Consider the following 26,099-nt stretch of genomic DNA (forward strand, 5'->3'; position numbering starts at 1 on the left):
CGGCCTTCGTGATCGACGTCTTCGCCCGCCGGATCGTGGGCTGGCGTGTGTCGCGCTCGGCCCGGGCCGACTTCGTGCTCGATGCCTTGGAGCAGGCCCTGCACGAGCGCCGCCCCTTCGCCGGCAGCGGCCTCGTCTGTCACTCGGATCGCGGATCGCAATATGTGAGCATCCGCTACACCGAGCGCTTGGCCGAGGCGGGCGTCGAACCCTCCGTCGGCAGTGTTGGCGACTCGTACGATAACGCTCTCGCCGAGACGGTGATCGGCCTGTTCAAGGCGGAGGTCATCCATCGACGCGGGCCGTGGCGGTCCTTTGAGGCGGTCGAGTACGCCACGCTGGAATGGGTGGACTGGTTCAACCACCGTCGGCTGCTCGAACCAATCGGCCACATCCCTCCCGCCGAGGCGGAGGCACGCTATTATGCCCAGGCCGAGGTCCAAGCCTTGGCCGCCTGAGCCAAACCAAACGGCCTCCGGAAAACCCGGGGCGATTCAATCCAGGGACGCGCCACGCTCGATGAGGGCGCGCGACACGGGGTTGCTTCGCTCCGCTCGCAAGGACGGGTGGGCTTTTGTGAGTTCTGTCGCCGGGAGTTGTAGGTGCGTGCCCGTCGAGGCCCTCAGCTCGCCGCCGTCCCGCTGGCCGCCAGCACCACCGCCCGGCTCGCCACCGGCACGCGGGCGTACAGGTCGATGATGTCCTGGTTCAGGAACCGGACGCATCCCGACGACACCATCGTGCCGATGGTCTGCGGCTCCGTGGTGCCGTGCAGGCGGTAGAGCGTGTCGCCGCCGTCCCGATAGAGGTAGAGCGCCCGCGGACCGAGCGGATTGCCGGCCCCGCCGGGCAGGCCGCCGGCATAGGGCCCGTAGCGCTCGGGCTCTCGCTTGATCATGGCCTGGGTCGGCGTCCAGCGCGGCCATTGGGCCTTGCGGGCGATGACGGCCGCGCCTCGGAAGTTGAACGCCTCATCGCGCCCGACGCCCACGCCGTAGCGGATGGCGCGCCCGCCCTCGCGCACAAGGTAGGCGTAGCGCGCCGAAGGATCGACCATGATCGTGCCCGGCGGCTCGGCCGTGGCGTAGGCCACCTCCCGGCGCAGGAAGCGCGGGTCTATCGCGGACAGGTCCACCGCCGGCACGGGGAAGGGCTCGCCGTCGAGCGCGGCGTAGAGGGCCGTGTAGGCCGGGTCGACGGGCGGGCGCAGCGTGGCGACGGGGCGCTGCTCGCGGGTGACGCAGCCGGCGACGAGCAGGGGCGTGCCGGCGAGCAGGCTGCGGCGGGTCGGAAACATCGATGCTGCGCTCCAAGATCTGGCGACGACGCACAGAAGCGCCACGCGGCCGCCCCGTCCATCGGCTATGGGGTGATCGCACCCATAACCGGATGGTATCCATGGATCTGACGCTGGCCCTGCGCGCGTTCCTCCGGACCGTCGAGCGCGGCTCGATGACCGCGGCCGCACGCGACCTCGCGGTGTCGCAGCCGGCGATCAGCAAGCATCTGCGCAATCTGGAGGCCCAGGTCGGCGCGCGGCTCCTCGAACGGTCCGCCCGGCTGGTGCGTCCGACCCAGCAGGGCCAGCGGCTCTACGCGGCCTGTCAGCCCGCGCTCGCCACGATCGACGCCGCCCTGGAAGATGCCCGCACCGAGGCTGGCCGCATCGAAGGCCGGCTGCGGCTGCACGCGCCCGCCTGCATCGGGGCGGCCCATCTGCACCGGATCGTGGCGGCGTTCCAAGCCGAGAATCCGCGGGTCACGGTCGATCTCGTGCTGGACAACCGGCTGATCGACCTCGTCTACGAGGATTACGACCTCGCGCTCCGCTACGGCCGGCCCCACGGGCAGGACGTCGTGACGCGGCGGCTCGGCTGGGTGCGCCGCATCCTGGTCGCCGCCCCGGCATACCTGGCGCGGGCCGGCGGCATCGACGCGCCCGGGCAGATCGCCGACCGGGCCCTCGTGACGACCACGTCGGCCCTGGACGACCGGAACACGCTCGTACTCCAGCACGGGCGCGAGACGCTGAGCCTCGCCGTCCGCCCGGCCCTGCGGACCAACAGCGCGGAGGTGCTGTTGGCCGAACTGCGCGCGGGACGGTACATGGGCCCGGTCCAGCACCTGCTGGTCGCCGAGGACTTGGCGGCCGGCCACCTCGTCCGCGTCCTGCCCGCGTACGAGGTGCGGTCGACGGACGCCTATCTGGTCTACCCTTCGGTCCGCCACATGCGCCCGGTCGTCCGCGCATTCACCGATTTCGCCGTGCCGCGCATCCGCGCCATCGAGGGGATCAGCCACGCCGGTTGACCAGCTCCGGTGCGCTGCGGCCGCGACGAACGGGCCGGGGTGGCCGACCGCCGCGATCGCGACCCTAGAACGGCGCCGCGAGGCAGCCGCTCAGGGCGCCCTTCAGCGCGGCGGCGTCGGCCTCCGCCACCGTGAACGTGGCCGTCAGGGTCGGGTCCTCGCCGCGCGGGCTCGCCTGCGTCCAGGTCAGCTTCGTCCCGGGCTGGACGAGGGCCAGGGCGACCCCGCGCAGCGGATCCTCGCCGCGGCGCGCGCCCGCCACCGTCAGCGTGAAGCCCGCATCGGCCCCGGTCGCGGCGCCGCGGACCGGCATGCGCACGGAGCGCACGCTGCCGGCGCTGGAGACCAGGAGGCCGGTCAGGGGCTTCTCGCTGTCGGCCCCTTCGAGGCCCGCGAAATCGAAGCGCGGCGCCAGTTCGGCGAAGCGCGGCACGGTCAGCGCCGCCGACAGGCCGGTGCCGCCCGGATCGCAGGCGACGTGCAGGGTCGCCGGCCGCTGGTCCGCCGCGAGGGTCGCGGTGCCGCTCAAGTCCGCGCTGCCGCCGGGCGCCCGGGCGCTGCCGGCGAGCAGGGGGGTCCGGCCGGTCAGGATGTCGGACAGGCTGTCGCCGCGGCTCAGCGGCCCGGCAAGCAGAGCAACGGCGGCGATGACGACCACCGCCAGGGCCACGCCGATCCGGAGCCGCATCCCATCCTCCGCCTGTGGACATCACGGGCCGGCGGCATAGACGATCGCGGCCGCATCGCAACCCTCCGTTCACCACGTCCGCAGGGAATCGTCCGCCGGCGCGCCCGCGTGCACTGCAGCAACTCGGTAAAAACCGATCGTTCCTATGCACCGACGCTCAACCTTGAGCGTCGCCATGCGCACGAAGATCCTGCTCGTCCTCACTCTCCTCGTCTACGTCACCACCGGCCGCGCCCCCGGCATCCGGGAGCCGCGCAATCCGGACGCGGAGCACGGCGGCGGGCGCCTCGTGGTCGCGACCAAGCGGGCCTGGATCTGAACCGCTGCCCGGTCGACGCGACCGTCCTCGCGAGCACGGCTGCACCGACGCGCTCGACAGCAGACGGTCTCACGCCCCGGGCGCGCAGGCCCTGAGGCGCGCGGCCACGAGGGCCTGGAGGCTCCAGAGGTGGCGGTCGCGGATGCCGAGGCGCTCGCAGGCCTCCACGGTCCGGAACAGGTACTCGGCGCTCGGCCCTTTGTGGCCGCAGGCCGCGGCGATCTTCTCGGCGATCGCAGAATCCGAGAGGCGTCCGGCGTAGCGGTCGCTGGCGCGGTTCGCCAGGAAGGTCAGGGCCGGGACGGTCCCGGCCTCGGTGGCGACCGGCAGCCAGCGGGCGACGTAGCCGCGGCCGCGCATCTCGCGGCGCCAGACCGGCATCAGCGCCTCGCGGATCTCCATGCCGGGCAGGCGGAAGGCCACGCCCCGGCACAGGCCGCCGCGGTCCAGCGCCAGGACGAAGCCCGGCCGTTCCGGCGTGCCGCGGAACCGCCGCTGGAGCAGGCAGAAGCGGCGGTGGAAGCCGCGCACCGTCCCGATCCGGCGCTCGGCCACCGGGAATTCCGGGTTCCACATCAGCGAGCCGTAGGCGAAGACCCAGAGGTCGCTGCCCTCGCGCCCGGCGACGATCGCGTCGAGCCCCGGGCGCAACTCGGCGTCCGACAGAACCTCGAGCGCGCTCGGGTCGTCGGGGATCGGGACGGAATGGGCGCGGGCGATCAGGTCGAGGCTGAGGTCGAGGGTGCGGACGGACGCGGCGGGCATGGGCCCTCAACGCCCGGGCCTCACGGCTTGTTGCCCAGCGCGTCGAGTTCGGGGAAGGGCCGGGTACGGTGTCCGGTGCAGACCTCGTCGTCGTCGAGCACCGTGAGCCGGTCGTTGTCGTAGCGCAGCGCCACCCTCGGGCGCTCGGGCTTGCCGAAGGTCCGGCCGTACATCCGGCCCGACACGCAGTAGATCACCCCGCCCCCCTCGGCGATCGGCCCGGCGATCCGGCTGCCCGCGAACCGCACCGGCAGCAGCGAGACCGCGCCGAAATCGACCTGCCTCAGCGCCAGGGCGGCGATCCGCCGGAGGAGGGCCGGGGAGGGGTCGGCCTCGGCGGCGGGCTCGGCGGCGGGCTTCGGTGCGCGCGGCGCGGCCTGCGCGCCGGCGGCGAGGAGGACCAGCAGGGCGGCGAGGGCGGCGCGGAGCGGCATCGGTCATCGCTACCCGGCCAAGGTTGCCCGAGGCTGGGACCGCGCGGGGCAGCGCCGGCGGCCGCGGCCCCCTATATGAGAGACAGGCGCGGAGCGCGCCTCTCACCCGATCCCTCACACGAAGACGCGACGTTCGATGCAGTGGACCGACGACGCCCTGGTGCTCGGCCTGCGCCGGCACGGGGAGACCGGCGTCATCCTCGAGGCCATGACCGAGGCCCACGGGCGCCATCTCGGCCTCGTGCACGGTGGGCGCTCGCGCCGGATGCAGCCCGTGCTGCAGGCCGGGAACCGGGTCCGCGTGACGTGGCGGGCGCGCCTCGACGAGGGTCTCGGCGCCTACGCGGTCGAGCCCCTGGACTCGCAGGTCTCGCGGCTGATCGGGTCGAGCCTCGCCCTCTACGGCATGAACCACATGGCCGCGCTGCTGCGGCTCCTCCCCGAGCGCGACCCGCATCCGGCGCTCTACGCGGCGGCGGGGATCCTGGTCGAGCACCTCGACGACCCCGCCATCGCCCCGCCCCTGATGGTGCGGTTCGAGCTGGCGATCCTGTCGGAACTCGGCTTCGGCCTCGACCTCACCGCCTGCGCGGCCACCGGCGGCAACGACGCCCTGGCCTACGTGTCGCCGAAGAGCGGCCGGGCGGTCAGCGCCTCGGCGGGCGAGCCTTACCGGGACCGCCTGCTGGCGCTCCCGACCTTCCTGCACGCGGGCGGATCCCCGGGTCCCGACGGCGTTGCCCAAGGGTTTACCTTGACGGGGTACTTCCTTGACCGGCACGTCTGGGGCCCCCGCGGCCTCGGGCCGCCCGAGGAGCGGGCGCGATTCGTTGCGCTCGGCCGCGAGGCCGGGTAATGTTCGTGTTCTGTTCTTGATACCCCGTCGTCGTTCCGGGTGCCGAAGGCGCGCCCGGAATCCATAACCACCGTCCGCGCGCACGCGCGGGACGTCGGCGGCTCTGGATTCCGGGCCCCGCTGCGCGGCCCCGGAATGACGGCGCGCGGTGAAGACGTTGTAGTGAGGAGCCGTCATGGGCCAGCCCTTCGAGCCGCCGTCCGGCGACGGGATCGAGAGCGTCGAGCTGAAATCCGCGCTGGAGGAGCGCTACCTCGCCTACGCGCTCTCCACGATCATGCACCGGGCCCTGCCGGATGCCCGCGACGGGCTGAAGCCCGTGCACCGGCGCATCCTGTACGGGATGCGGCTGCTGCGCCTCGACCCGACCACCGCGCACAAGAAGTGCGCCAAGATCGTCGGCGACGTGATGGGCGATTTCCACCCCCACGGCGACCAGGCGATCTACGACGCGCTCGTCCGGCTCTCCCAGGATTTCGCCCAGCGCTACCCGCTGGTCGACGGCCAGGGCAATTTCGGCAACATCGACGGCGACGGTCCCGCGGCCTACCGCTACACCGAGGCGCGGCTCACCGAGGTCGCGCGCCTCCTGCTCGACGGGATCGACGAGGACACGGTCGACTTCCGCCCGTCCTACAACGGCGAGAAGGAGGAGCCGATCGTCCTGCCGGCGGCCTTCCCGAACCTGCTCGCCAACGGCAGCCAGGGCATCGCGGTCGGCATGGCGACCTCGATCCCGCCGCACAACGCAGCCGAGCTGTGCGACGCGGCGCTCTACCTGATCAACCATCCCGAGGCGACCTCGGGGCAGCTCGCCAAGTTCGTCCAGGGGCCGGACTTCCCGACCGGCGGCATCCTGGTCGACTCGGCCGAGTCGATCGCCGAGGCCTACCGGACCGGGCGGGGCGCCTTCCGGGTCCGTGCCCGCTGGGCCAAGGAGGATCTCGGCCGCGGCACCTGGAACATCGTCGTCACCGAGATTCCCTACGGCATCCCGAAGGGCCGGCTGATCGAGAAGATGGCCGAGCTGCTGCAGGAGAAGAAGCTGCCGCTGCTCGCCGACGTGCGCGACGAGTCGGCCGAGGACGTGCGCGTGGTGCTGGAGCCGCGCTCGCGCACGGTCGACCCGGTGATCCTGATGGAATCGCTGTTCCGGCTCACGGAACTCGAGACCCGCATCCCGCTCAACCTCAACGTCCTGGTCGGCGGCCTCGTGCCGAAGGTGATCGGCCTCGCCGAGTGCCTGCGCGAGTGGGTCGACCACCGCCGCGTGGTCCTGCAGCGCCGCTCGCGCTACCGCCTCGGCCAGATCGACCGGCGCCTCGAGATCCTGGGCGGCCTGCTCATCGTCTACCTCGACCTCGACGAGGTGATCCGCATCATCCGCGAGGAGGACGAGCCGAAAGCCGCCCTCATGGCCCGGTTCGAGCTGACCGAGGTGCAGGCCAACGCCATCCTCGACACCCGGCTGCGCTCCTTACGCAAGCTGGAGGAGATGGAGCTGAAGCGCGAGTTCGAGGCGCTCACCGCCGAGAAGGCCGAGATCGACGCGCTCCTCGCCTCCGAGCCGGCGCAGTGGAAGGCGATCCAGGCGCAGATCCGCGCGGTGAAGAAGACCTTCGGGCCCGAGACCAAGCTGGGCAAGCGCCGCACGACGCTGGCGAGCCCGCCGGATGTCGGCGGCATCGACTTCACGGCGGCCCTGGTCGAGCGCGAGCCGATCACCGTGATCGTCTCGACCAAGGGCTGGATCCGGGCGCTCAAGGGCCACGTCGCCGATCTCTCGGGCGTCGCGTTCAAGGGCGACGACACCCTGAAGATCGCCTTCCCGACCGAGACGACCCAGAAGATCCTGCTGCTCGCCACCAACGGCAAGGTGTTCACGCTCGAGGCCTCGAAGCTGCCGGGCGGCCGCGGCTTCGGCGACCCGGTCCGGCTGATGGCCGACCTCGACGACGGCACCGAGATCGTGGCGGCGCTGCCGTACCGGCCGGAGACCAAGCTGCTGATCGCCGGCTCGGACGGACGCGGCTTCGTGGCGCCAGCCGACGCGCTCGTGGCCAACACCCGCAAGGGCAAGAGCGTGCTCGGCCTCGACGGCGACGCCACGGCCGCCGTGCTGGTGCCGGCCGACGGCGATCACGTGGCGGTGGTGAACACCGAGAAGCTGCTGCTGGTCTTCCCGGTCTCCGAGGTGGCGGAGCTCGCCCGCGGCAAGGGGGTCCGGCTGCAGCGCTGCCGCAGCGGGACGCTGCTCGACGCGCACGTGTTCAAGCTCGCCGACGGCCTGCCCTGGCAGGACGGCTCGGCCGAGGGCCGGCTCGCCAACGCATCGGTGCTGGAGAAGTGGCTCGGTCACCGCGCCGAGGTCGGGCTGATGATGGCGCGCAGCTTCCCGAAATTCGAGCGTTTCGGGCGGTGAGGAGCCGCGGAGGGTGAAGGATTCCCGACCCACCACCTCATCCTGAGATGCCGGAGAGGAGTCGCCTCGGGGGGAGACCTCCGGTCAGCCGCGCAATCCCTGGAGCCCGCCTTCGAGGCGGCTCCGCCGCCCCTCGAGATGCGGGCGCGATTGGGAGTGTCTGGAACGGTTCCCGCGGTGCGGAGGGCCAGTCCTCAATGCGCCCGCTGGGCGAGCCAGAGCGCACCGAAGGCTAGCACGCCGCCGCCGATCGGAACCGCGAGCAGGAGAAGAAGCTGAGCTGTCGTCATGGGCGAAGGTTCCGCAATGCGCGCCTCACAGCCCAATGTATGGCGCCACTCATGATCCAGCAAACCACCATGGCGATGAGCACGGGCGCGAAGTGCGGACGATCCGACAGGGCAGTCGAGATGAACGGCGCGAAACCGCCGACGGCGAAGATCGCGACCGCGAGGCCGTTGGCGTAGGTGGCCGTGAACTTGATCCGCTCGTTCGCAACAAGCGTGTCGCGCGCTTCGCTGTCCGCTTCCGACATCGAACCTGAGCCCCCCGGCCGGCCGCAAGCTTAGCCGATATCGGCGATGCGGAACATGAACCTCTCGGTCGCCTCATCGCCCCGTCGCGGACGCTTCGTCCGCCGCCCAGAGGTGCTGCGCCGCGTAGGCCCGGAACGGGCGCCACGCCTCGGCCCGCGCCAGCAGCTCCGCAGGACTGGGACGCCCGGTGGCCCCCTCCAGCGCCCGCAGCAGCCCGACATCGCCCACCGGCAGGGCGTCCGGCAGCTTGAGCGCCCGCATGGCGATGTACTGCGCCGTCCAGGGACCGATCCCGCGGATCGCCGTGAAGCGCAGCACCGCGGCCTCGAGCGACTCCGCCGGGGCGAACAGGTCCGGATCGGCCAGCGCCGCCGCGGCCAGCGCCCGGATCGCCGCGCCGCGGGCCCGCGGCATGTTGAGCGCCAGGGCGACGTCCGCCTCGACCAGATCGGTCGGCGCGGGAAACACGTGGGTCAGACCGCCTGCCGGCTCCGCCAGCGGCGTCCCGAACGCCGCCACCAGCCTGCCCGCGAGCCCGATCGCGGCCGCCACCGAGACCTGCTGGCCGAGGATCGCCCGGCAGCCGGTCTCGAACGGGTCCCAGGCCCCCGGCAGGCGCAGACCCGGCCGCGCCGCGACGAGCGGGGCCAGGACGGGGTCCCCGCCGAGGCAGGCCGCGACGGCGGCCGGATCGGCGTCGCAGTCGAACAGGCGGCGCAGGCGTCCCGCGACGGCCTCTTCGTGCCCGGCCTCGACGCCGCGCAGCGCGACGTGCAGGCAATCCGCGCCCGGTGCCACCGTCAGGAGCCCGTGCCGCCCCGCGACGCTGATCGTGCGCGCGTAGGAAGCCGCGGGATCCGTCGTCTCGACGCCCGGGATCGCCCGCTTGGCGAGGAACGCGCGGATCGCCGGCCAGTCGTAGGGCGGCCGGACGGGCAGGCGGCGTTCGATCACCTCCGCGAACGCGAAGGGCGGCCTCTCGGCCGCCCCGCTCGACGCTTCCCGGGGCAGGTGGTCCCGCCTCAGCCGCGCTGGTCCACGGCCACGTAGTCGCGCTGGGCCGGACCGACGTAGAGCTGGCGCGGACGGCCGATCTTCTGCGACGGGTCCTCGATCATCTCGGCCCACTGGGCGATCCAGCCGACGGTGCGGGCCACCGCGAACAGCACGGTGAACATGTCGGTGGGGAAGCCCATCGCCTTGAGGGTGATGCCCGAGTAGAAGTCGATGTTCGGGTAGAGCTTCTTCTCGATGAAGTACTCGTCCTTGAGCGCGATCTGCTCCAGCTCCATGGCGACGTGGAGCAGCGGGTCGTCGGTCTTGCCGAGCTCCTTGAGCACCTGGTGCGTGGTGTTCTGCATGATCCGCGCGCGCGGGTCGTAGTTCTTGTAGACGCGGTGGCCGAAGCCCATCAGGCGGAACGGGTCGTTCTTGTCCTTGGCCTTGGCGACGTACTTGCTGACATTCTCGGGGGTGCCGATCTCCATCAGCATCTTGAGGGCCGCCTCGTTGGCGCCGCCATGGGCCGGGCCCCACAGGCAGGCGATGCCGGCCGCGATGCAGGCGAAGGGATTGGCGCCCGAGGAGCCGGCGAGCCGCACCGTCGAGGTCGAGGCGTTCTGCTCGTGGTCGGCGTGCAGGATGAAGATCTTGTCGAGCGCCCGGGCGAAGACCGGGTTCACCTCGTACTCCTCGCACGGCACCGCGTAGCACATGCGCAGGAAGTTCGACGTGTAGTCGAGATCGTTCTTCGGGTACACGAACGGCTGGCCGATCGAGTACTTGTAGGCCATCGCGGCGAGCGTCGGCATCTTGGCGATCATGCGGATCGACGCGATCAGCCGCTGGCTCTCGTCCGTGATGTCGGTGGAATCGTGGTAGAAGGCCGAGAGGGCGCCCACCGAGGCGACCATGACGGCCATCGGGTGCGCGTCGCGGCGGAAGCCGGTGAAGAACCGGTTCATCTGGTCGTGCACCATGGTGTGGCGCGTGACCCGGTACTCGAAATCGGCCCGCTGGGCGGCGGTCGGCAGGGCGCCGAACAGCATCAGGTAGCAGGTCTCGAGGAAGTCGCCCTTCTCGGCGAGCTGCTCGATCGGGTAGCCGCGGTAGAGCAGCACGCCCTCGTCACCGTCGATGTAGGTGATCTTCGACTCGCACGAGGCCGTCGAGGTGAAGCCCGGGTCGAAGGTGAAGGCGCCGGTCTGGGCGTAGAGCTTGCCGATATCGATCACGTCCGGCCCGATCGTGCCGGTTTTCACCGGCAGTTCGATCGACTTGCCGTCCACGGTGATGGTGCTGGGTGCGCTCATGGATCGTGGACCCTTCTCTGGCGACGTGGCGGATGCCGGCCTCGGGCTGCCCGAGTCGGTCCCGGGGGCCTGAGCACACGCATTATGCTGCGGGTGCTCACAGCCATGGGTTACCCAAACGGCAGTGCAGCAGCAACGGGGTCGGTGACAACCCGCCCCCGTCGCCAAGCGAATTCCGCCAACCGATTTCCACCCAACGCAATCCGGGTCGGGGCCGGCAGTTCCCTGTCCGCTCCCGGTCCGCGCGCGGCGGTCCCAGCGCCGCCTCGTCCCCGCCTCGTCCCTGCCCTCAGCCCGGCCTCAGCCCTGCGGCGCCTGATCCCCGAGGCGCGCCAGGGTTTCCTCCCGGCCGAGCACCGCCATCACGTCGAACAGGGGCGGGGAGGTGGTGCGGCCGGTGAGCGCCGCGCGCAGGGGCTGGGCCACCTGCCCGAGCTTGCAGCCGGCCGATTCCGCGTACTGCCGCACCGCGCCCTCGGTGGAGGTCGCGCTCCAGTCGGGCACAGCCTCGAGCACCGGCCGCACCCCGGCGAGGCGGCCGCACCCCTCGTCGGAGAGCAGGGCGCGGGCCTTGTCGTCGAGCGCCAGGGGCCGCTGGGCGTAGAGGTAGTAGGCGCTGTCGAGGAGCTCGATCAGCGTCTTGGCCCGCTCCTTCAGGCCCGGCATGGCCTGGACGAGCTTGTCCCTGAGGTCGGGCCGCAGCGGCGCCGACAAGCCGCGCTCCGGCCCGACGTTGGGCAGGATGGTCTCGATCGCCGCGACGAGGTCGGAATCGGCGCTGGTGCGGATGTAGAGGCCGTTGAGGTTGGCGAGCTTGGCGAAGTCGAACCGCGCCGCGGAGCGTCCGACCGCGCCGAGGTCGAAGGCCGCGACCATCTCGTCGGTGGAGAAGACCTCCTGGTCGCCGTGGCTCCAGCCGAGCCGCACGAGGTAGTTGCGCAGGGCCGCCGGCAGGTAGCCGAGATCGCGGTAGGCCTCGACGCCGAGCGCGCCGTGGCGCTTCGAGAGCTTGGCCCCGTCCGCTCCGTGGATCAGCGGGATATGCGCCATCCTCGGGATGTCCCATCCGAGGGCCGAGAAGATCTGGCTCTGGCGCGCCGCGTTGGTGAGGTGGTCGTCGCCGCGGATGATCTGCGTGACGCCCATGTCGTGGTCGTCGACCACGACGGCGAGCATGTAGGTCGGCGTCCCGTCCGAGCGCAGCAGGACGAGGTCGTCGAGGTCCTTGTTGGCCCAGGTCACGCGGCCCTGGACGGCGTCCTCGACCACGGTCTCGCCCTCGGTCGGCGCGCGCAGGCGGATCACCGGCTTGACCCCGGCGGGGGCCTCGGACGGGTCGCGGTCGCGCCAGCGGCCGTCGTAGCGCGGAGCGCGCCCCTCCGCGCGGGCGGTCTCGCGCATCTGCGTGAGCTCCTCGGCGGTGGCGTAGCAGTGATAGGCGCGGCCCGCGGCCAGCAGCTCCTCGGCGACCGCGCGGTGGCGCTCGGCGCGGGCGAACTGGAAGACCACGTCGCCGTCCCAGTCGAGGCCGAGCCAGGAGAGGCCGTCGAGGATCGCGTCGATCGCCCCCTTGGTGGAGCGCTCGCGGTCGGTGTCCTCGATGCGCAGCAGCATCGTGCCGCCGGTGTGGCGGGCGTAGAGCCAGTTGAACAAGGCCGTGCGGGCCCCGCCGATATGCAGGTAACCCGTGGGCGAGGGGGCGAAGCGCGTGACGACGGCTGAGGACATCGGTCCGGTATGTTCCGGGGCTGGTCGCGGACGGGGCGCGACGGACGGCGAAGGGGCGGCGGAGCGGCGAGGGGCTCGACAGGGCGCCCGTAGCACGAAGAACCCGCTGTAGCACGGGCCGGCGGATGCGTTAAGAATCGCCCGCAGAATCGCACGGCCCCGACGACAGGTCGCGCGGAGCGGGGCGGCGGCGATGCGGCGGATCGGCGCGAGGCGGGCGGACGGCGCGGTCGCGCTGATCGGCCCGCGCGCCCGAGCCCTTCCCGCCGCCCTCTTGGCCGCCCTCCCGGCCGCCCTCCCGGCGCTCCGCGACTGGGTCGTCGCCGGCCTCGCCCGCGAGGCCGAGCAGCGCCGGCTGTTCCCCTGGCTGGCGGTGGCCTTCGGCGGCGGGATCCTGGTCTACTTCGCGGCGGCCGACGGCGCGCCGAGCCTCGCCGCCCCCCTGATCGCGGCCGGCCTCGCGCTGGCGCCGGTCCCCGTCCTCGGCGCGCGGCCGGCGGCCCTGGCGGCGGCGCTCGCGGTCGCGGCCGCGTTCCTCGGCTTCGCGGCGGCGACCTGGCGGGTCTCGCAGGTCGCCGCACCGATCCTCACCCGCACCACGATCGGCCCGCTCGTCGGAACGGTCGAGGCCCTGGACGAGCGCGAGGTGGGCGCCCGGCTGGTGATCCGGGTGGAGAGCTTCGCCGGCCTCGCGCCGGAGGCGCGGCCCGCCCGGGTCCGGGTCTCGTTCCGGAAGACGCCGATCCCGCGTCCCGGGGACGGCGTCGCCGCCACGGCCCGGCTGCTTCCGCCCCCGGAGGCGGCCCGGCCCGGCGGCTACGACTTCGCCCGGGACGCCTATTTCCAGGGGATCGGCGCGGTGGGCTCGCTGATCGGCACCGTCACCGTCCGGGAACCGTCCGGGCCGCCGCCGCTGGGCCTGCGGCTCGCCGCTGCGCTCGACGCGGCGCGCAACGGGCTCACGCGCCGGATCGCGGAGGCCGCCGGCGGCCAGGCGGGTGCGGTGGCGGCGGCCCTGGTGACGGGCAAGCGCGGCCTCATCGGGCCGGCCACCAACGACGCGCTCCGCGCCGCCGGCATCTACCACGTGGTGTCGATCTCGGGCCTCCACATGGTGCTGGCCGCCGGCGTGGTGTTCTGGCTGGTGCGGGCGCTCCTCGCCGCGGTGCCGCTCTGCGCGCTGCTCTGGCCGATCAAGAAGATCGCGGCCGGCTTCGCCATGGTCGGCGTCACCGCCTACTGCGCCTTCTCGGGCTGGGACATCGCGGCCGAGCGCTCGCTGATCATGACCCTGATCATGCTCGGCGCGATCCTGGTGGACCGGCCGGCCCTGTCGATGCGCAACCTCGCCCTCGCGGCGCTGATCGCGCTCGCCCGGGAGCCGGAGGGCCTGCTCGGCCCGAGCTTCCAGATGTCCTTCGGCGCCGTGGCCGGGCTGATCGCCTGCGCGCGGCTGATCGACGGGCGGCTGCTCGTGCGCCCGGGGGCCGGGCGGATCGGGCGGCTCGTCGGGACCGGCCTGTCGGCGATCACCGGGACCCTGGCCACGACCCTGGTGGCGCAGGTCGCGACGGCCCCCTTCGCCACCTACCACTTCCAGACGGTCCAGCCCTTCGGCCTCGTCGGCAACGCCCTGACCCTGCCGCTCGTCTCCCTGGTGGTGATGCCGGCCGCGGTAATCGGCTGCCTCGCCTATCCCTTCGCCCTCGACCGGCCGGTCTGGTGGCTGATGGGGCAGGCGGTGGCCGGGATGCTGGCGATCTCGGACTGGATCGCCGGGTTCGAGCGGGCGGTCCTGGTGCTGCCGGCCTTCGGCGCCGGGGCGCTCGCCCTGCTGACCGCCGGCCTGCTGCTGGGGACGCTGCCGGCCTCGCGCCTGCGCTGGCTCGCCGTGCCGCCGGTCCTGCTCGGGCTCGTCCTCGCGGCCCGGCCCAACCACTACGACCTCTACGTCGACCGGCAGGGCGCGGGGGCCGCGGTGAGGGGCCCGGACGGGCGGCTCGCGGCCCTCGGCAGCCCTTCGGGCTTCGTCCTCGAGCAGTGGCTGAAGGCGGACGGCGACGGGCGGCGGTCCGCGGGGCTGATCGTCCGGTCCGGCAGCGGGCGCTGCGACCGGCTCGGCTGCACCGCCCGGCTGCCGGACGGGCGGGCGGTCGCCCTGGTCCGGGACCGGCGGGCCTTCCCGGAGGATTGCGCCCGCGCCGCGGTGCTGATCACGGGCCTCGCGGCGCCGCCGACCTGCACGGGGCCGCTGGTGATCGACCGGCGCGTCCTCGCCGCCCGCGGGGCCGTGGCCCTCCGGACCGACGGCGACGGCTTCGCCGCGCGCTACGCCCGGGACGACGGCCGCGCCGTGCCCTGGCGGCCGGCCGCCGGGCGCGGGCCGGGACCGCCGCGGCCGGTCACCGCGGAGCCGGGCGACCGCCCCGCGGAGGACGGGGTCGCCGCGACGCCGGAGGCCGACGCCGCGCCGGGCGGAGACCTCGCCCCCGGCGACGCGCCGGCCGAGCCGCTTCAGTAGCGGCGGACGAGGCTCACAAGGCGGCCCTGGATCCGGACCCGGTCGGGCCCGAGCACGCGGGTCTCGTAGGCCGGGTTGGCGGCCTCGAGGGCGATCGACGAGCCGCGGCGGCGCAGGCGCTTGAGCGTCGCCTCCTCGTCGTCGATCAGCGCCACGATGATGTCGCCGGTATTGGCCGTCTCCTGCTTGCGGATGACCACGAGGTCGCCGTCCAGGATGCCCGCCTCGACCATCGAGTCGCCGCGCACCTCGAGGGCGTAGTGCTCGCCGCCGGCCACGAAGTCCGGCGACAGGGTGATGGCGTGGCTCTGGTTCTGGATCGCCGAGACGGGGGTACCGGCCGCGATCCGGCCCATGACCGGGATCGAGATGGCGCGGCCGGACTCGTCGATCATCCGCGTGCTCGCCGGGGCCGGCGGCTGCTTGGACTTACCGCCCTCGACCACGCTCGGCGTGAAGCGGCGCGGCTCGGCGGGGGCCTGAGTCGCCGGAGCGGCCTGGGTCAGGCTCTCGGGGATCCGGATCACCTCGATGGCGCGCGCCCGATTCGGAAGGCGCCGGAGGAAGCCGCGCTCCTCGAGCGCCGTGATCAGCCGGTGGATGCCGGATTTCGACTTGAGATCGAGGGCATCCTTCATCTCGTCGAACGACGGCGGGACACCGCATTCCTGCATCCGGCTCTGGATGAATCGCAGGAGGTCCAGCTGCTTGCGCGTGAGCATCGACGGGGGACTCGCGGCTTGGCGGACCGCCACGTGACGGTCTCCGAAACAAATCACGAACAGGTTAAACGTTCCGCAAGTGTTCCGCAAGAGCGGCACCGCTCGGCTCGGCGCGCCGCGGGCGCGCCCGCGGGAGAAGGTCGAGAAACGCATTGACGGCGCAAGCGGAGCCGTTTCAATGCATCGCGGCGCCCCGCCGGGAAGGCGGCGGATCCGGGGTGCGGGCTGGGACCCTCTTGGAATGACGAGGATGCGACGACCCGCAGCTCTGCTGCCCCTCGGCCTCGCCGCCCTCGGCCTCGCCGGCTGCACCACCGGATTCTCCTACATCTCGCGGAACTACGTGGCGCTCACTCCCCAGGTCGTCACGATCGGCTGCAAGGAGCCCTACGAGGTCTACGACAACCGGCAGCTGCGCCGGATGCTGATCGTGTCCAACGCCCTGCGCGAGTATACCGGCTGCAACCTGAGCGAGGTCCGGATCGATCCGGAGCCGGGCGCCACCCGGGTGAAGCGCTTCCGCACCGCCGCCCGGGCCTATCTCGACGAGACCGTGCGCGAGGATTGCCGGATCACCGGCGAGACCGTGTTCGATCCGCTGAAGACCGAGTTCGCCTACGCCTGCGACGCGCCGATCGAGAAGCGCGGCACCGTGGTCCCCCGCCTGCCGGGCCGCAATCCGGGCCTCGGCGTGCGCTGACCGGCCGGCGGCGCGTCCTCAGGCGCCCGGCTTCGGGAAGGTCCGCTCCGCGGCGTCGCCGGCGGCGGCCAGCAGGGCGCGGGCGAAGGCCCGGGCCTCCGTCCGGTCGAGCACGATCGCGGCGGTGACCGGCGCACCGCCGAGGTCGGCGAGGGCGAGTTCCAGGCGCACCCCGTCGGGCACGGCGCTCGCCTGAAGGCTCCAGCCGGAGCCCCGGTCCGTGCTCTCCGCCATCGTGTTCCTCCCGCATGCCCGGCACGGCGCCGCGCGCCCACCGGAACGGCCAGGCCCGGGACCGCTCCCGGAGCCGCGCTCCGATCTTCCCTGCCTCGCCTGTCCGCGTTCCTCAAGGCCACAGGCCGCGCAGGGGTGGAGATGCGCGCCGTCGCGGATGCCGGCGGCCGCATCGCGGCGACGCGGGGCGGCACGGGTCCGCGCCCGCGCCGCAGCGCGGGCGAGGGCAGGGGCGGCCGGGATGGGAGCCGGCTTCGGGGCGATTGACGCGAGGCCGCCGATGATGTCTCCCGCGGGCTCCGATCAGGTGGAGTTCGAACATGCAAGAGATCTGGTTCCGCACGGGCGAGGCCACGGTGCTGGCGGCCGAGGGCCAGTACACCGACGCCATGCCGGAGGTGCTGATCGGCTCGGTGCGCGGCCCGGTCGGTCAGGCCTTCGCGTCGATGATGGGGCAGGTCCAGGGCCACACGCGGATGTTCGTGGTGCGCGACCTCAACCAGCTCGTGCGCCCGGCCACGATGATGACCACCAAGGTCACGATCCACACGGCCGAGTATGCCGAGCTCCTCGGCGGCGTGGTCCAGGCCGCCACCGGCGACGCGATCGTGGACTGCATCATCGAGGGCATCCTGCCGAAGGACGGGCTCGACGAGCTGTGCATGATCATCATGATCTGGCTCGATCAGCGCTGCGCCGAGGACGACAACCTCGACCAGAAGGACCTCTACCGGACCAACTACGAGGCCACGAAACTCGCCATCGCCCGCGCCCTCAAGGGCGAGCCCACGGTCGACGAGCTGATCGCCAACCGGAAGACCGTGAAGCACTACGCGCTCGACGGCGTGATCGAGTACTGAGCGGGCCCAGGCCACGCATCCTGCCGGCTCAGGTCCGCCTCAGCCCGGCGGGATACGCCCCACCGAGCACAGGGTGCGCATCGTGCTGCTGCCCGGGTCGGTGTAGCAGGACGCCGACCAGCCGTTCTGCTGGATGAACGACTTGCGCCGCTCCGCCAGCGCGGTCCGGTAGGCGGTGGCGATGATCGGCTCGACGGTCGCGGCCGGTTGGCCGATGAGGATCTCGGAGGCCACCGACAGGTCGCGGAAGAAGGTCGCCGAGGGGCTCGGCTCGGCGGAGGTCGCCTGCACGATCGGCTCGGCCCGGCAGGTCACGTCGAACTTGATCGGGCCGGCCACGCGGATGTCGATGCTGGGGCCGGCGCGCTTGCCGACCCGGCCGCCGATCGCGTCGGCGATCTGGCGGGTGAGGTCGTCGCAGCTGTCGGCCCGGGCGGCCTCCGCCAGGAGGGGCAGGGCCGCGCAGGCGGCGAGGAGGAGGCGCGGGACGGCGAAGCTCGACATCGCCGCACTCTACGCGCGGCGCGGGGCCTGTCGAGGGGCCTGTCGAGGGGCTGGTCGAGGGGCTGGTCGAAGTGCCGGCCTCAGTGGAAATCCCGGCTGGGGAACACGCGCCGGTCCGGGGGCACGCCGAAATCCGTGTTCTCGGGCGGCAGCTTCATGCCGGCCTCGCGCAGATCGCGCAGGGCAGCGGTGAGGTCGCGAAACCCCTCCGCCACGAGGTGGACCACCCCGTCCGCCCGCTGGATCCGGCCGCGCACGGCGAGGAACCGCGCCTGCATGGCGATCCGGCGGTTCGCCTCGAACACGGTCTTCCAGACGATCACGTTGGCGATACCGGTCTCGTCCTCCAGCGTCAGGAAGACCACGCCCTTGGCGGTGCCGGGCCGCTGGCGGATCAGCACGAGCCCTGCCACCGTGACCCGCGCCCCCTGGGGCAGCGCCGGATCGAGATGGGCCCGGGCCGGAATCGCGCCGATCCGGGCGAGCCGCCCCCGGAAGAACGCGACCGGGTGCCCCTGGAGCGACAGGCCGGTGGCGGCGTAATCCTCGGCCACGGCCTCGGACGGGGCCAGGGGCTGAAGGTCCACCGCCGGCTCGTGCCGGAACAGGCCGTCATCGGCGTGCCACGCGAAGAGCGGCAGGGGTGCGTCGAGAAGATGGGCGCGGCGCTCGCTCGCATCGGCCTTGGCGGCCTTGCGGGATGACGTCCCTTCCAGGGTGCGGACCATCCACAGGGCGGCGCGCCGGTCGAGGCCGAGCGAGCGGAACGCGTCCGCCTCCGCCAGCCGCTCCAGGGCGTTGCGGGGCAGGGCGAGGGACGCCTGCAGGCCCTCGATGCTGGCGTAGCCGTTGGCGCGCAGCCGCACGAGCCGGCGCATCGCGGCCTCGGGCAGGCCGCGCACGACGCGCAGACCGATCCGCACGGCGTGCAGCGCCGGATCCCCGGCCGGCTCCAGGGTGCAGTCCCAGTCGCTGGCGTTGACGCAGACGCCCCGCACCTCGACCCCGTGGGCCCGGGCGTCGCGCACCAGCTGGGCCGGCTGGTAGAAGCCCATGGGCTGGGCGTTGAGGATCGCGGCCAGGAAGACGTCGGGGTGCCGGCACTTCATCCAGGCCGAGGCGTAGACGAGGAGCGCGAAGCTCGCCGCGTGGCTCTCCGGGAAGCCGTAGGTCGAGAAGCCCCGGATCTGCGCGAAGCAGCGCTCGGCGAAGTCCTGCGGGTAGCCCCGGCGGGTCATGCCGCCCACGAACTTGTCCGCGAAGCCGCCGATCGACCCGACGTGGCGGAAGGTCGCCATCGCCCGGCGCAGCCCGTCGGCCTCGGCCGGGGTGAAGCCCGCCGCCGTGATGGCGATCTGCATGGCGTGCTCCTGGAACAGCGGCACGCCGTAGGTCTTCTGCAGGACCTCCTTCAGCTCGTCCGCCGGGCCGTGATCCGGGTGCGGGGCCGGGTACTCGACCGGGTCGATCCCGGAGCGTCGCCGCAGGTAGGGATGGACCATGTCGCCCTGGATCGGGCCGGGGCGCACGATCGCGACCTGCACCACGAGGTCGTAGAACTCCCTGGGCTTAAGGCGCGGCAGCATCGACATCTGCGCCCGGCTCTCGACCTGGAACACGCCGACGGAATCGGCCTTCGTCAGCATCGCGTAGGTCGCGGGATCGTCCTGCGGCAGGTCGGCCAGCGTCTCGTAGAAGGTGCCGTGATCCTTCTCCAAGAAATCGAGGCCGCGCTTGAGGCAGGTCAGCATGCCGAGCGCCAGCACGTCGACCTTCATCAGGCCGATCGCGTCGATGTCGTCCTTGTCCCACTCGATGAAGGTGCGGTCCGCCATGGCGCCGTTGCCCACCGGCACGGTCTCGTCGAGGCGGCCGCGGGTCAGCACGAAGCCGCCGACATGCTGCGACAGGTGGCGGGGGAAGCCGATCAGCTGGTGGGCGAGGTCGAGCGCCTGCCGGATCGCCGGGTTCTCCGGGTCGAGCCCGGCCTCGCGCACGTGCTGGTCCGGCATGCCGGTGCCCCAGGAGCCCCAGACCGTGTCGGCGATCGCCGCGGTCACGTCCTCGGTCAGGCCCAGGACCTTGCCGACCTCGCGGATCGCCATGCGGGGCCGGTAGTGGATCACCGTGGCGCAGAGGGCGGCGCGCTCCCGGCCGTAGCGGGCGTAGAGGTGCTGGATCACCTCCTCGCGGCGCTCGTGCTCGAAGTCGACGTCGATGTCGGGGGGCTCGCCGCGGTTCTCCGAGATGAAGCGGGCGAAGAGCAGCCGGTGCTTCGACGGGTCCACCGCGGTGATGCCGAGGCAGAAGCACACGGCGGAATTGGCCGCCGAGCCGCGGCCCTGGCAGAGGATGCCCCGGCCGCGAGCGAACTCGACCACGTCGAACAGGGTCAGGAAGTAGCGGGCGTATTTCATCTTGGCGATGAGCCGCAGCTCCTCGCGCAGCGTCGCCGCGACGCCGTCCGGGACCTCGCCGCCGTAGCGCCAGCGCGCCCGTTCCCAGGTCTTCTCCTCCAGGTATTCCTGCGGCGTGCGCCCGGGGGGCACCGGCTCGTCGGGATACTCGTAGTGCAGCTGCGACAGGTTGAACTCGCAGGCCTGCGCGATCTCGACGGTGCGGGCCAGCGCCTCCGGGTGGTCGGAGAACAGCCGCGCCATCTCGGCGGCGGGCTTCAGGTGGCGCTCGGCATTGGCCTCCAGCCGGTAGCCGGCGTCCTCGATCCGGCAGCCTTGGCGGATGCAGGTGACCACGTCCTGCAGCGGGCGTCGCTCGGGATGGTGGTAGAGCGCGTCCGAGACCGCGACCATCGGGGCGCCGGAGGCCGCGCCCAGCTCGGCGAGCAGCCCGAGGCGCCGCCGCTCGTCGCCGCGGCGCGTGTGGCTCGCCCCCAGAAAGGTCCGGCCCGGGGCGGCGGCGGCCAGCGCCTCCAGCCGCGCCCGGAACCCCTCCGGCAGGCGCCGGGCCGGCGGCATCGCGATGAACATCTGCCCCTCGGCGGCCTCCACCATCTCGGCGAAGGAGAAGCGGCACGCGCCCTTGCGGACGCGCCGGTTGCCCAGGGTGAGCAGCCGGCAGAGGCGCCCCCAGGCGCCCCGGTCCATCGGGTAGGTGACGGCTTCGAACCCCTCCTCGGTGACGAGGCGCACCCCCGGCAGGATCCGGATCGGTGTGCCTTCCTGGTCGAGCGCCAGCGCCGCCGCGTGCGCCCGGACCACGCCGGCCACGGTGTTGCGGTCGGCGATGCCGATGGCCGCGAGGCCGTAGGACGCCGCCTGCACGACGAAGTCCTGCGGATGGGAGGCGCCGTGCAGGAAGGAGAAGTTCGTGGTGACGGCGAGCTCGGCGTAGGCGGGGCCGCTCACGCGAAGAGCCCGTGGACGTACCACGCGGCCGGGCGATCAGGGGCGTGCGGGCCGTCGCGGTAGAGCCAGAGCCGGTGCCCGGCCTCGCACTCGATGCGGTAGTAATCGCGATCCGCGCCGGGCGCGCGCCACCATTCGGCGGCGATCCGCTCCGGCCCCTCGGCATGGGCGACGCGGTGGACCCGGGCGCGCCAGCGGAAGCGCCGGGGCGGCCCCTCCGGGACGGTCGAGAGCACGTCGAGGGCGGCCTCGCCGCGGGGGAAGATCACCAGGGGGCGGGGCGGGAGGTGGTCGGGCCAGGGGGACGCGCCGGTGCGCGCCTCCTCTTCCGCCGCTGGGTCGGAAGGCGCAGCCATCACGGTTGAACGCCGACGCTGAAGGAGCGCATCCGGCCCACGCTGCCGTTCGGGAGCGGGGGGCGGGAGAGGCGCCCGTGGCCGGCTGACGCCTCGATCGGTCGACGGTCCGTGCCCCATTCCGGCAACCCAGACCCGGTCCCGGTCGGCCCGCTCCGGCAGGTGGCTCGCCCGCGGCTCGAGCCGCAGGAGCGCCCGCCCGAGGCGCTGCGCCAGGGCGTCGGCCAGGAACCCGATCCCGTCGCCCGGGGCCGCCGCGCCGAGATCCGTCTGGCGGGCCGGCATGGGGCCGGTCACCGTCACGGCGAGCGCCACCGTCTCGAAGCCGAAGCCGGCGTCGAGGGCGGGGCCCAGCCGGTCGAGGCGCAGGGCGACGAGGGCCGCGACCCGCTCAGGATCGCGCTCGGGGCGGGACAGGCCGAGATCGATCACCCGCAGGGCGCCGTCGACCCGGTGCAGGCCGAGGCGCAGGGCGCAGGCGCCGAGCCCGTCCCGCTCCAGCCGCGGCGCGGTCTCCGCCATCAGGTCCCGGGCGGTCCGAACGATGTCCGACTGCCGCCCGATCGGGTCGAGGAAGCCGCGGGCGGCGGCGTAGGCGGCCGCCTCCGTCAGGGGCGCCAGCGGCTCGGGCCGGCGGCCCAGGGCTTGGTCGAGGCGCAGCAGCAGCGCCGCGCCGAAGCGGCGGGCGAGGGGCCCCCGGGGCAGGGCGTCGAGTTCGCCGATCCGGCGCAGGCCGAGCCGCTTCAGGCCCGCGACCGTGCCGGGATCGAGGCGCAGGGCGTCCACCGGGAGGGCCCGCAGGGCCTGCGAGGCCCCGCCCGGCGGCACCACGACCGGATCGGGCCCGCCCTGCCGCGCCAGCGCGAAGGCGGCGCCGGGCGTGTCGGCCAGCGCGATCCCCGCCGGTACGCGGCTCCGCGCGAGCCGGGCGGCCAAGTCCGCGACGAGGTTCGCCTCGCCGCCGCGCAGGTGGCTCGCGCCGGCGACGTCGATGTAGAGCCCGTCCGCCGCCTCGCCCGGCCCGAACGGGGCCACGTGGGGCGCGTAGCCGCTCGCCCAGCGGCACAGCCGCAGCAGGGCGTCCCGGTCGGCCTCCGGGTCGGCCGGGTAGACCTGGAGCGGCACGCCGATCCGCGCCCGGACCCGGCCGAGGGGCTCGCCGACCCGGAGGCCGAGGGCGCGGGCCTCCGGGTCGAGGGCCACGAGCCGCAGCCCGCCGGCCCCCTCGGCCGCCACCGCGAGGGGGCCGCGCTCAGGCGCGAGACCGGCCCGCCGCAGCCGCGTCACCGGCCAGTGGCTCAGGCAGATGCAGACGATGCGCGGCATGGTCCCACTCCAGAAGCCAGTCGCCGCCCCGCCCGTTGCGGCAGCGCTCGAGCCGCGCCCGCCAGCGCGGCCTGTCCAGGGTCCCGAACCGGTCCCGCGCCGCCGGCGCGGCGGCGATCCGCCAGCGCGTGGCGGCCCCGTTGGGCAGACCGGCCGGCGCCGGCCGCAGGATCAGCAGCAGCGGCGGCGCCGGCCCATCCGCGGCGAGCTGCAGGCGCCGGCCCGGCTTCAGCGGCAGCCCGTCCCGCAGGAGGCCGATCAGGGCCGTGAGCGCCCGCGCGTGCAGGGCCGCCTCCAGGGCGCGGAACACCTCCGCGTCGCTGCCGGCTTCCAGCAGCAGCAGGCGGCCGGGGTCGAGGCCGAGGCCGGCGAGGCCGTGCCCGTAGGGCAGGGGCTCGCCGGGCGCGGCGGCGATCAGCGCTTCCCCCGGCTCCCGGGCGAGCTGGCGGGCGCAGAGCGCCAGGGCGAAGCCCAGGGCCGCGATCGCGTCCGCGGGCTCGGCCGGCGCGATCTCGTGGGGCGGCCCGAGGGCGAGACCGCCGCCCGGCAGGTGCGCGTCGAGATCCGGAACGCCCAGCGGCAGGACCGGGACCGGATCCCGGCCGCGATCCGGCGGCGCGAGGCGCGCCCGCAGGACCGCCAGCCGGGCCCGGGGATCGTCCCGCGCGATCGCCGCCTCGGTCTCGTCGGCAGGGTCCAGCCCCATCTCCATCGGCTCCGGTCATGCTGGACGATAGGAACATAACAGGAACATGCACAAACGGTTTCCGCGGGGTCCCGGAATCGCGCGTGGCGGCAGCGGCTTGGCCTGTGGACGGCTGTGGACGCCTGTGGAATCGGCCGCCCCCGCGGCGTCCGAGGTCGCGGTTGACCGCAATCGCAGGGCGAGACCAATGTCCGGACGCCGCGCGCGTGACGCGGCCGAACCGGACCGCGCATGCGCTCAGCCCTCAGCTCAGCCCTCACCCTGACGCTCCTGCTCGCCCTGCCGGGCGCGGCGCTCGGCCAGCAGGCGGATCCGCCGGGTGCCGCCGCCCCGGATCCGGCCGCGTCCGCCCCCGCGACGGGGCGGGCGCGCCCGGCCCGTCCGCGGGTCCGCCACGCGCAGGCCCCGAGCCAGCCGATCATGGTCTACGACGCGCGGATCGAGGCCGGCGACCTGAGGATCTCGGGCTCCGTGCGCAAGCCCGGCGCGATCGTGGTGCTGGACGACGACATCTCGATCCAGGCCGACCGGCGCGGCCGGTTCACCTTCCGGCTGCCCTACCGGCCCTCGACCTGCGTGGTGACGCTGAAGGCGGAGCCGGACGAGCGCGAGGCGGTCGTGGCGAACTGCGCGCCCGAGGGTCCGCCCGGACCGCCCGGTCCCCAGGGTGCGGCGGGACCGCCCGGCGAGACGGGGGCCAAGGGCGAGACCGGCCCCAAGGGGGATCAGGGCCTCAAGGGCGATACGGGTCCCCAGGGCGAGCCCGGCCCGAAGGGGGAGCCCGGTGCCACGGGCGCGGCCGGCCCGCAGGGCGCACCGGGCCCGAAGGGCGACACGGGAGCCTCGGGCCCGCCGGGCGCACCGGGCTCGCGGGGGCCGATCGGGCCGCAGGGCGGCCCGGGCCCGAAGGGCGAGGCCGCCAGCCTGCGGCCCGTGCGCAAGTCCGACTGCCCGGGAGGCTGCACGATCACCTGCGGGACCGGGGAGATGCTGGTCACGGCCCACTGCCTCAAGGGCGGCGCGCCGACCTACGACGGGGAGGGCGCCAGTTGCCCGGCGGAGGCGACCGGCATCGTCGGGTTCTGCACGCGGCCGTGAACCGGGCGGGTCAGCCGCCGCTCTCGCGCAGCCAGTCGAGCATCCCGGCGGCGGCCGACCGGCCGCCCGCGAAGGCGCCCTGGAGGAGGTAGCCGCCGGTCGGCGCCTCCCAGTCGAGCATCTCGCCGGCCAGGAACAGGCCGGGATGGGCGCGCAGCATGGACCGCCCGTCCAGCGCGTCGAGCCGGACGCCGCCCGCCGTCGAGATCGCCCGCTCGATCGGCGCGGAGGCGGTGAGGGTGATGGGCGCCGCCTTGATCAGCCCGGCGAGGGCCCCGGGCTCCGCCGGGAGGGCGGTGCCGGCCGCCTCGCGCAGCAGCCCCGCCGCCGCGGGCGCGAGGCCCGCGGCCTTGCGCAGCCGGGTCGCGGCCGAGTCGCCCGGCCGGGCGCCGCACAGGCGGCGGGCGAGGGCGTCCCGGGTCAGGTCCGGGCGGAGATCCACGACGAGCCGGGCGCTGCCCCCGGCCGCGATCGCCTCGCGCAGGGCGCGCGAGAGGGCGTAGACCGCCCCGCCCTCGAGGCCGGCCTCCGTGATCACGGCCTCGCCCCGCACCGTGGTGCCCGCGCAGGTGAGCGCCACCCGCTTCAGCGGCGCGCCGGAGAACCGCTCCCGGAACAGGTCGGACCACGCCGCCGCGAAGCCGGCATTGGCCGGACGCAGGGGCGACACCGCCACGCCGAGCCCCTCGAGGAGCGGCACCCAGCGCCCGTCCGAGCCGAGGCGCGGCCAGCTCGCCCCGCCCAGCGCCAGCAGGGTGGCGCGCGGCCGGATGTCCAGGGGACCGTCCGGGGTCTCGAAGCGCAGGCCCCCGGCGATCCCCGTGAGCCGGTGGCGGGTCCGGATCCGGACGCCGAGGCGGTCGAGCCGCGCCAGCCACGCCCGCAGCAGGGGCGAGGCCTTGAAGCTGCGCGGGAAGACGCGCCCGCTCGAGCCGACGAAGGTCGGCTCGCCGAGATCCCCGCACCACGCCCTGAGCGCGTCGGGCGGGAAGGCCGCGATCGCCGCGTCGAGGGCGCCGCGCGGATGGTAGCGGGCGAGGAACTCCGCCCGCGCCTCGCTGTGGGTGATGTTGAGGCCGCCGCGCCCGGCGATCAGCAGCTTGCGGGCGACCGACGGCATGCGCTCGTAGACCGTGACCGCGCGGCCAGCCTCGCCCAGCACCTCGGCCGCGGCGAGCCCGGCGGGCCCCCCGCCCACGATGGCGATTGCGTCCCTGTCATCCGGCATGGGGCGGGAGAGCGACAGCCCGGCCCCCTCTGTCAAGGGCGAAGGTCGGATCGGCGCCGGGCGCCATGGGCCGGCCTCCGGCGTTGCGCTAGGAAACGGACACGCCCGA

24 protein-coding genes are annotated in these 26,099 nt (G+C 73.8%); 9 read left to right on the forward strand and 15 right to left on the reverse strand.

Annotated elements, in window-relative coordinates; translation table 11 throughout:
- The coding region (locus ABIC30_RS26165) for a DDE-type integrase/transposase/recombinase (RefSeq protein WP_354456341.1) at positions 1–458 on the forward strand (458 nt) is incomplete at its 5' end.
- Between the two features lie 164 nt (positions 459–622).
- Here the strand turns inward: ABIC30_RS26165 and ABIC30_RS26170 are convergent.
- The gene (locus ABIC30_RS26170) at positions 623–1,297 is read right to left on the reverse strand and encodes a L,D-transpeptidase (protein ID WP_354456343.1); all 675 of its coding nucleotides are present in this window, start codon (positions 1,295–1,297) and stop codon (positions 623–625) included.
- Between the two features lie 101 nt (positions 1,298–1,398).
- Here ABIC30_RS26170 and ABIC30_RS26175 point away from each other — a divergent pair, with 101 nt between their 5' ends.
- Positions 1,399–2,310 (forward strand): LysR family transcriptional regulator, encoded by a 912-nt coding sequence (locus ABIC30_RS26175; RefSeq protein ID WP_020092257.1) that lies wholly within the window; start codon positions 1,399–1,401, stop codon positions 2,308–2,310.
- Positions 2,311–2,374: 64 nt separating this feature from the next.
- Here the strand turns inward: ABIC30_RS26175 and ABIC30_RS26180 are convergent, their stop codons facing one another.
- Positions 2,375–2,998, reverse strand: a complete 624-nt coding sequence (locus ABIC30_RS26180) for a hypothetical protein (RefSeq protein ID WP_020092258.1) — start codon at positions 2,996–2,998, stop codon at positions 2,375–2,377.
- 175 nt (positions 2,999–3,173) lie between these two features.
- Between ABIC30_RS26180 and ABIC30_RS26185 the strand changes: the two genes are divergently transcribed.
- Positions 3,174–3,317 carry a hypothetical protein gene (locus tag ABIC30_RS26185; protein ID WP_020092259.1) on the forward strand — a complete coding sequence of 48 codons (144 nt, stop codon included), beginning with the start codon at positions 3,174–3,176 and terminating at the stop codon, positions 3,315–3,317.
- 69 nt (positions 3,318–3,386) lie between these two features.
- On the opposite strand, the gene ABIC30_RS26190 is transcribed toward ABIC30_RS26185, so the two are convergent.
- On the reverse strand, positions 3,387–4,082 hold the full coding sequence (locus tag ABIC30_RS26190; protein WP_354456346.1) for a gamma-glutamylcyclotransferase: 696 nt from the start codon (positions 4,080–4,082) through the stop codon (positions 3,387–3,389).
- Between the two features lie 20 nt (positions 4,083–4,102).
- Positions 4,103–4,516 carry a hypothetical protein gene (locus ABIC30_RS26195; RefSeq protein ID WP_091977226.1) on the reverse strand — a complete coding sequence of 138 codons (414 nt, stop codon included), beginning with the start codon at positions 4,514–4,516 and terminating at the stop codon, positions 4,103–4,105.
- A gap of 136 nt (positions 4,517–4,652) precedes the next feature.
- Between ABIC30_RS26195 and recO the strand changes: the two genes are divergently transcribed.
- A complete protein-coding gene (gene recO / locus ABIC30_RS26200; protein ID WP_020092262.1) occupies positions 4,653–5,372 on the forward strand; it encodes a DNA repair protein RecO in 720 nt (239 codons plus the stop codon).
- Positions 5,373–5,547: 175 nt separating this feature from the next.
- On the forward strand, positions 5,548–7,794 hold the full coding sequence (gene parC, locus ABIC30_RS26205) for a DNA topoisomerase IV subunit A (RefSeq protein WP_042674740.1): 2,247 nt from the start codon (positions 5,548–5,550) through the stop codon (positions 7,792–7,794).
- A gap of 286 nt (positions 7,795–8,080) precedes the next feature.
- On the opposite strand, the gene ABIC30_RS26210 is transcribed toward parC, so the two are convergent.
- The 4 genes from ABIC30_RS26210 to gltX all read right to left on the reverse strand — a co-directional run bounded on the left by ABIC30_RS26210 (position 8,081) and on the right by gltX (position 12,370).
- A complete protein-coding gene (locus tag ABIC30_RS26210; RefSeq protein WP_020092265.1) occupies positions 8,081–8,329 on the reverse strand; it encodes a hypothetical protein in 249 nt (82 codons plus the stop codon).
- Positions 8,330–8,402: 73 nt separating this feature from the next.
- Positions 8,403–9,284, reverse strand: coding sequence for a DNA-3-methyladenine glycosylase family protein (locus ABIC30_RS26215; RefSeq protein WP_020092266.1), 882 nt, complete (start codon positions 9,282–9,284; stop codon positions 8,403–8,405).
- A gap of 68 nt (positions 9,285–9,352) precedes the next feature.
- Complete coding sequence (gltA, locus tag ABIC30_RS26220) at positions 9,353–10,642, reverse strand: citrate synthase (protein WP_020092267.1); 1,290 nt, start codon at positions 10,640–10,642, stop codon at positions 9,353–9,355.
- 300 nt (positions 10,643–10,942) lie between these two features.
- Positions 10,943–12,370, reverse strand: coding sequence for a glutamate--tRNA ligase (gene gltX / locus ABIC30_RS26225; protein ID WP_020092268.1), 1,428 nt, complete (start codon positions 12,368–12,370; stop codon positions 10,943–10,945).
- Positions 12,371–12,563: 193 nt separating this feature from the next.
- On the opposite strand from gltX, the gene ABIC30_RS26230 reads away from it, so the two are divergent.
- Positions 12,564–14,891, forward strand: a complete 2,328-nt coding sequence (locus tag ABIC30_RS26230) for a ComEC/Rec2 family competence protein (protein WP_020092269.1) — start codon at positions 12,564–12,566, stop codon at positions 14,889–14,891.
- Here the strand turns inward: ABIC30_RS26230 and lexA are convergent.
- Positions 14,885–15,613 (reverse strand): transcriptional repressor LexA, encoded by a 729-nt coding sequence (gene lexA / locus ABIC30_RS26235; protein ID WP_020092270.1) that lies wholly within the window; start codon positions 15,611–15,613, stop codon positions 14,885–14,887. The two genes, ABIC30_RS26230 and lexA, sit on opposite strands and share 7 nt — an antisense overlap.
- Before the next feature lie 250 nt (positions 15,614–15,863).
- Here lexA and ABIC30_RS26240 point away from each other — a divergent pair, with 250 nt between their 5' ends.
- Positions 15,864–16,313: a hypothetical protein gene (locus ABIC30_RS26240; protein WP_026604787.1), complete on the forward strand. Its 450-nt coding sequence runs from the start codon at positions 15,864–15,866 to the stop codon at positions 16,311–16,313.
- Between the two features lie 18 nt (positions 16,314–16,331).
- Here the strand turns inward: ABIC30_RS26240 and ABIC30_RS26245 are convergent, their stop codons facing one another.
- A complete protein-coding gene (locus ABIC30_RS26245) occupies positions 16,332–16,547 on the reverse strand; it encodes a hypothetical protein (protein ID WP_020092272.1) in 216 nt (71 codons plus the stop codon).
- Positions 16,548–16,867: 320 nt separating this feature from the next.
- Between ABIC30_RS26245 and fae the strand changes: the two genes are divergently transcribed.
- Positions 16,868–17,407, forward strand: a complete 540-nt coding sequence (gene fae / locus ABIC30_RS26250) for a formaldehyde-activating enzyme (protein WP_020092273.1) — start codon at positions 16,868–16,870, stop codon at positions 17,405–17,407.
- A gap of 39 nt (positions 17,408–17,446) precedes the next feature.
- Here the strand turns inward: fae and ABIC30_RS26255 are convergent, their stop codons facing one another.
- The 4 genes from ABIC30_RS26255 to ABIC30_RS26270 form a co-directional block, all read right to left on the reverse strand.
- Complete coding sequence (locus ABIC30_RS26255) at positions 17,447–17,911, reverse strand: hypothetical protein (protein ID WP_020092274.1); 465 nt, start codon at positions 17,909–17,911, stop codon at positions 17,447–17,449.
- A gap of 80 nt (positions 17,912–17,991) precedes the next feature.
- A complete protein-coding gene (locus ABIC30_RS26260; RefSeq protein WP_020092275.1) occupies positions 17,992–21,276 on the reverse strand; it encodes an error-prone DNA polymerase in 3,285 nt (1,094 codons plus the stop codon).
- Positions 21,273–22,958 carry a Y-family DNA polymerase gene (locus tag ABIC30_RS26265; RefSeq protein ID WP_020092276.1) on the reverse strand — a complete coding sequence of 562 codons (1,686 nt, stop codon included), beginning with the start codon at positions 22,956–22,958 and terminating at the stop codon, positions 21,273–21,275. Before ABIC30_RS26265 ends, ABIC30_RS26260 begins: the two co-directional genes overlap by 4 nt.
- Positions 22,885–23,670, reverse strand: a complete 786-nt coding sequence (locus ABIC30_RS26270; protein ID WP_354456351.1) for an ImuA family protein — start codon at positions 23,668–23,670, stop codon at positions 22,885–22,887. Before ABIC30_RS26270 ends, ABIC30_RS26265 begins: the two co-directional genes overlap by 74 nt.
- Before the next feature lie 225 nt (positions 23,671–23,895).
- Here ABIC30_RS26270 and ABIC30_RS26275 point away from each other — a divergent pair, with 225 nt between their 5' ends.
- Positions 23,896–24,762, forward strand: a complete 867-nt coding sequence (locus ABIC30_RS26275; RefSeq protein WP_020092278.1) for a collagen-like protein — start codon at positions 23,896–23,898, stop codon at positions 24,760–24,762.
- A gap of 10 nt (positions 24,763–24,772) precedes the next feature.
- On the opposite strand, the gene ABIC30_RS26280 is transcribed toward ABIC30_RS26275, so the two are convergent.
- Positions 24,773–25,990, reverse strand: a complete 1,218-nt coding sequence (locus ABIC30_RS26280; RefSeq protein WP_026604790.1) for a TIGR03862 family flavoprotein — start codon at positions 25,988–25,990, stop codon at positions 24,773–24,775.
- Positions 25,991–26,099 lie beyond the last annotated feature (109 nt).

It is taken from the genome of Methylobacterium sp. 1030, assembly GCF_040544715.1.
Classification (GTDB): Bacteria; Pseudomonadota; Alphaproteobacteria; order Rhizobiales; family Beijerinckiaceae; genus Methylobacterium.

What these genes read in the sequence shown, in the direction of transcription:
- ABIC30_RS26190 (WP_354456346.1), bottom strand. Translation starts at nt 4,082, where the DNA reads ATGCCCGCCGCGTCCGTCCGCACCCTCGACCTCAGCCTCGACCTGATC.
- ABIC30_RS26240 (WP_026604787.1), top strand. Translation starts at nt 15,864, where the DNA reads ATGCGACGACCCGCAGCTCTGCTGCCCCTCGGCCTCGCCGCCCTCGGC.
- ABIC30_RS26210 (WP_020092265.1), bottom strand. Translation starts at nt 8,329, where the DNA reads ATGTCGGAAGCGGACAGCGAAGCGCGCGACACGCTTGTTGCGAACGAG.
- parC (WP_042674740.1), top strand. Translation starts at nt 5,548, where the DNA reads ATGGGCCAGCCCTTCGAGCCGCCGTCCGGCGACGGGATCGAGAGCGTC.
- gltA (WP_020092267.1), bottom strand. Translation starts at nt 10,642, where the DNA reads ATGAGCGCACCCAGCACCATCACCGTGGACGGCAAGTCGATCGAACTG.
- ABIC30_RS26280 (WP_026604790.1), bottom strand. Translation starts at nt 25,990, where the DNA reads ATGCCGGATGACAGGGACGCAATCGCCATCGTGGGCGGGGGGCCCGCC.
- ABIC30_RS26245 (WP_020092272.1), bottom strand. Translation starts at nt 16,547, where the DNA reads ATGGCGGAGAGCACGGACCGGGGCTCCGGCTGGAGCCTTCAGGCGAGC.
- recO (WP_020092262.1), top strand. Translation starts at nt 4,653, where the DNA reads ATGCAGTGGACCGACGACGCCCTGGTGCTCGGCCTGCGCCGGCACGGG.
- fae (WP_020092273.1), top strand. Translation starts at nt 16,868, where the DNA reads ATGCAAGAGATCTGGTTCCGCACGGGCGAGGCCACGGTGCTGGCGGCC.
- ABIC30_RS26170 (WP_354456343.1), bottom strand. Translation starts at nt 1,297, where the DNA reads ATGTTTCCGACCCGCCGCAGCCTGCTCGCCGGCACGCCCCTGCTCGTC.
- ABIC30_RS26195 (WP_091977226.1), bottom strand. Translation starts at nt 4,516, where the DNA reads ATGCCGCTCCGCGCCGCCCTCGCCGCCCTGCTGGTCCTCCTCGCCGCC.
- ABIC30_RS26255 (WP_020092274.1), bottom strand. Translation starts at nt 17,911, where the DNA reads ATGTCGAGCTTCGCCGTCCCGCGCCTCCTCCTCGCCGCCTGCGCGGCC.
- ABIC30_RS26185 (WP_020092259.1), top strand. Translation starts at nt 3,174, where the DNA reads ATGCGCACGAAGATCCTGCTCGTCCTCACTCTCCTCGTCTACGTCACC.
- gltX (WP_020092268.1), bottom strand. Translation starts at nt 12,370, where the DNA reads ATGTCCTCAGCCGTCGTCACGCGCTTCGCCCCCTCGCCCACGGGTTAC.
- ABIC30_RS26265 (WP_020092276.1), bottom strand. Translation starts at nt 22,958, where the DNA reads ATGCCGCGCATCGTCTGCATCTGCCTGAGCCACTGGCCGGTGACGCGG.
- ABIC30_RS26270 (WP_354456351.1), bottom strand. Translation starts at nt 23,670, where the DNA reads ATGGAGATGGGGCTGGACCCTGCCGACGAGACCGAGGCGGCGATCGCG.
- ABIC30_RS26275 (WP_020092278.1), top strand. Translation starts at nt 23,896, where the DNA reads ATGCGCTCAGCCCTCAGCTCAGCCCTCACCCTGACGCTCCTGCTCGCC.
- lexA (WP_020092270.1), bottom strand. Translation starts at nt 15,613, where the DNA reads ATGCTCACGCGCAAGCAGCTGGACCTCCTGCGATTCATCCAGAGCCGG.
- ABIC30_RS26230 (WP_020092269.1), top strand. Translation starts at nt 12,564, where the DNA reads ATGCGGCGGATCGGCGCGAGGCGGGCGGACGGCGCGGTCGCGCTGATC.
- ABIC30_RS26175 (WP_020092257.1), top strand. Translation starts at nt 1,399, where the DNA reads ATGGATCTGACGCTGGCCCTGCGCGCGTTCCTCCGGACCGTCGAGCGC.
- ABIC30_RS26180 (WP_020092258.1), bottom strand. Translation starts at nt 2,998, where the DNA reads ATGCGGCTCCGGATCGGCGTGGCCCTGGCGGTGGTCGTCATCGCCGCC.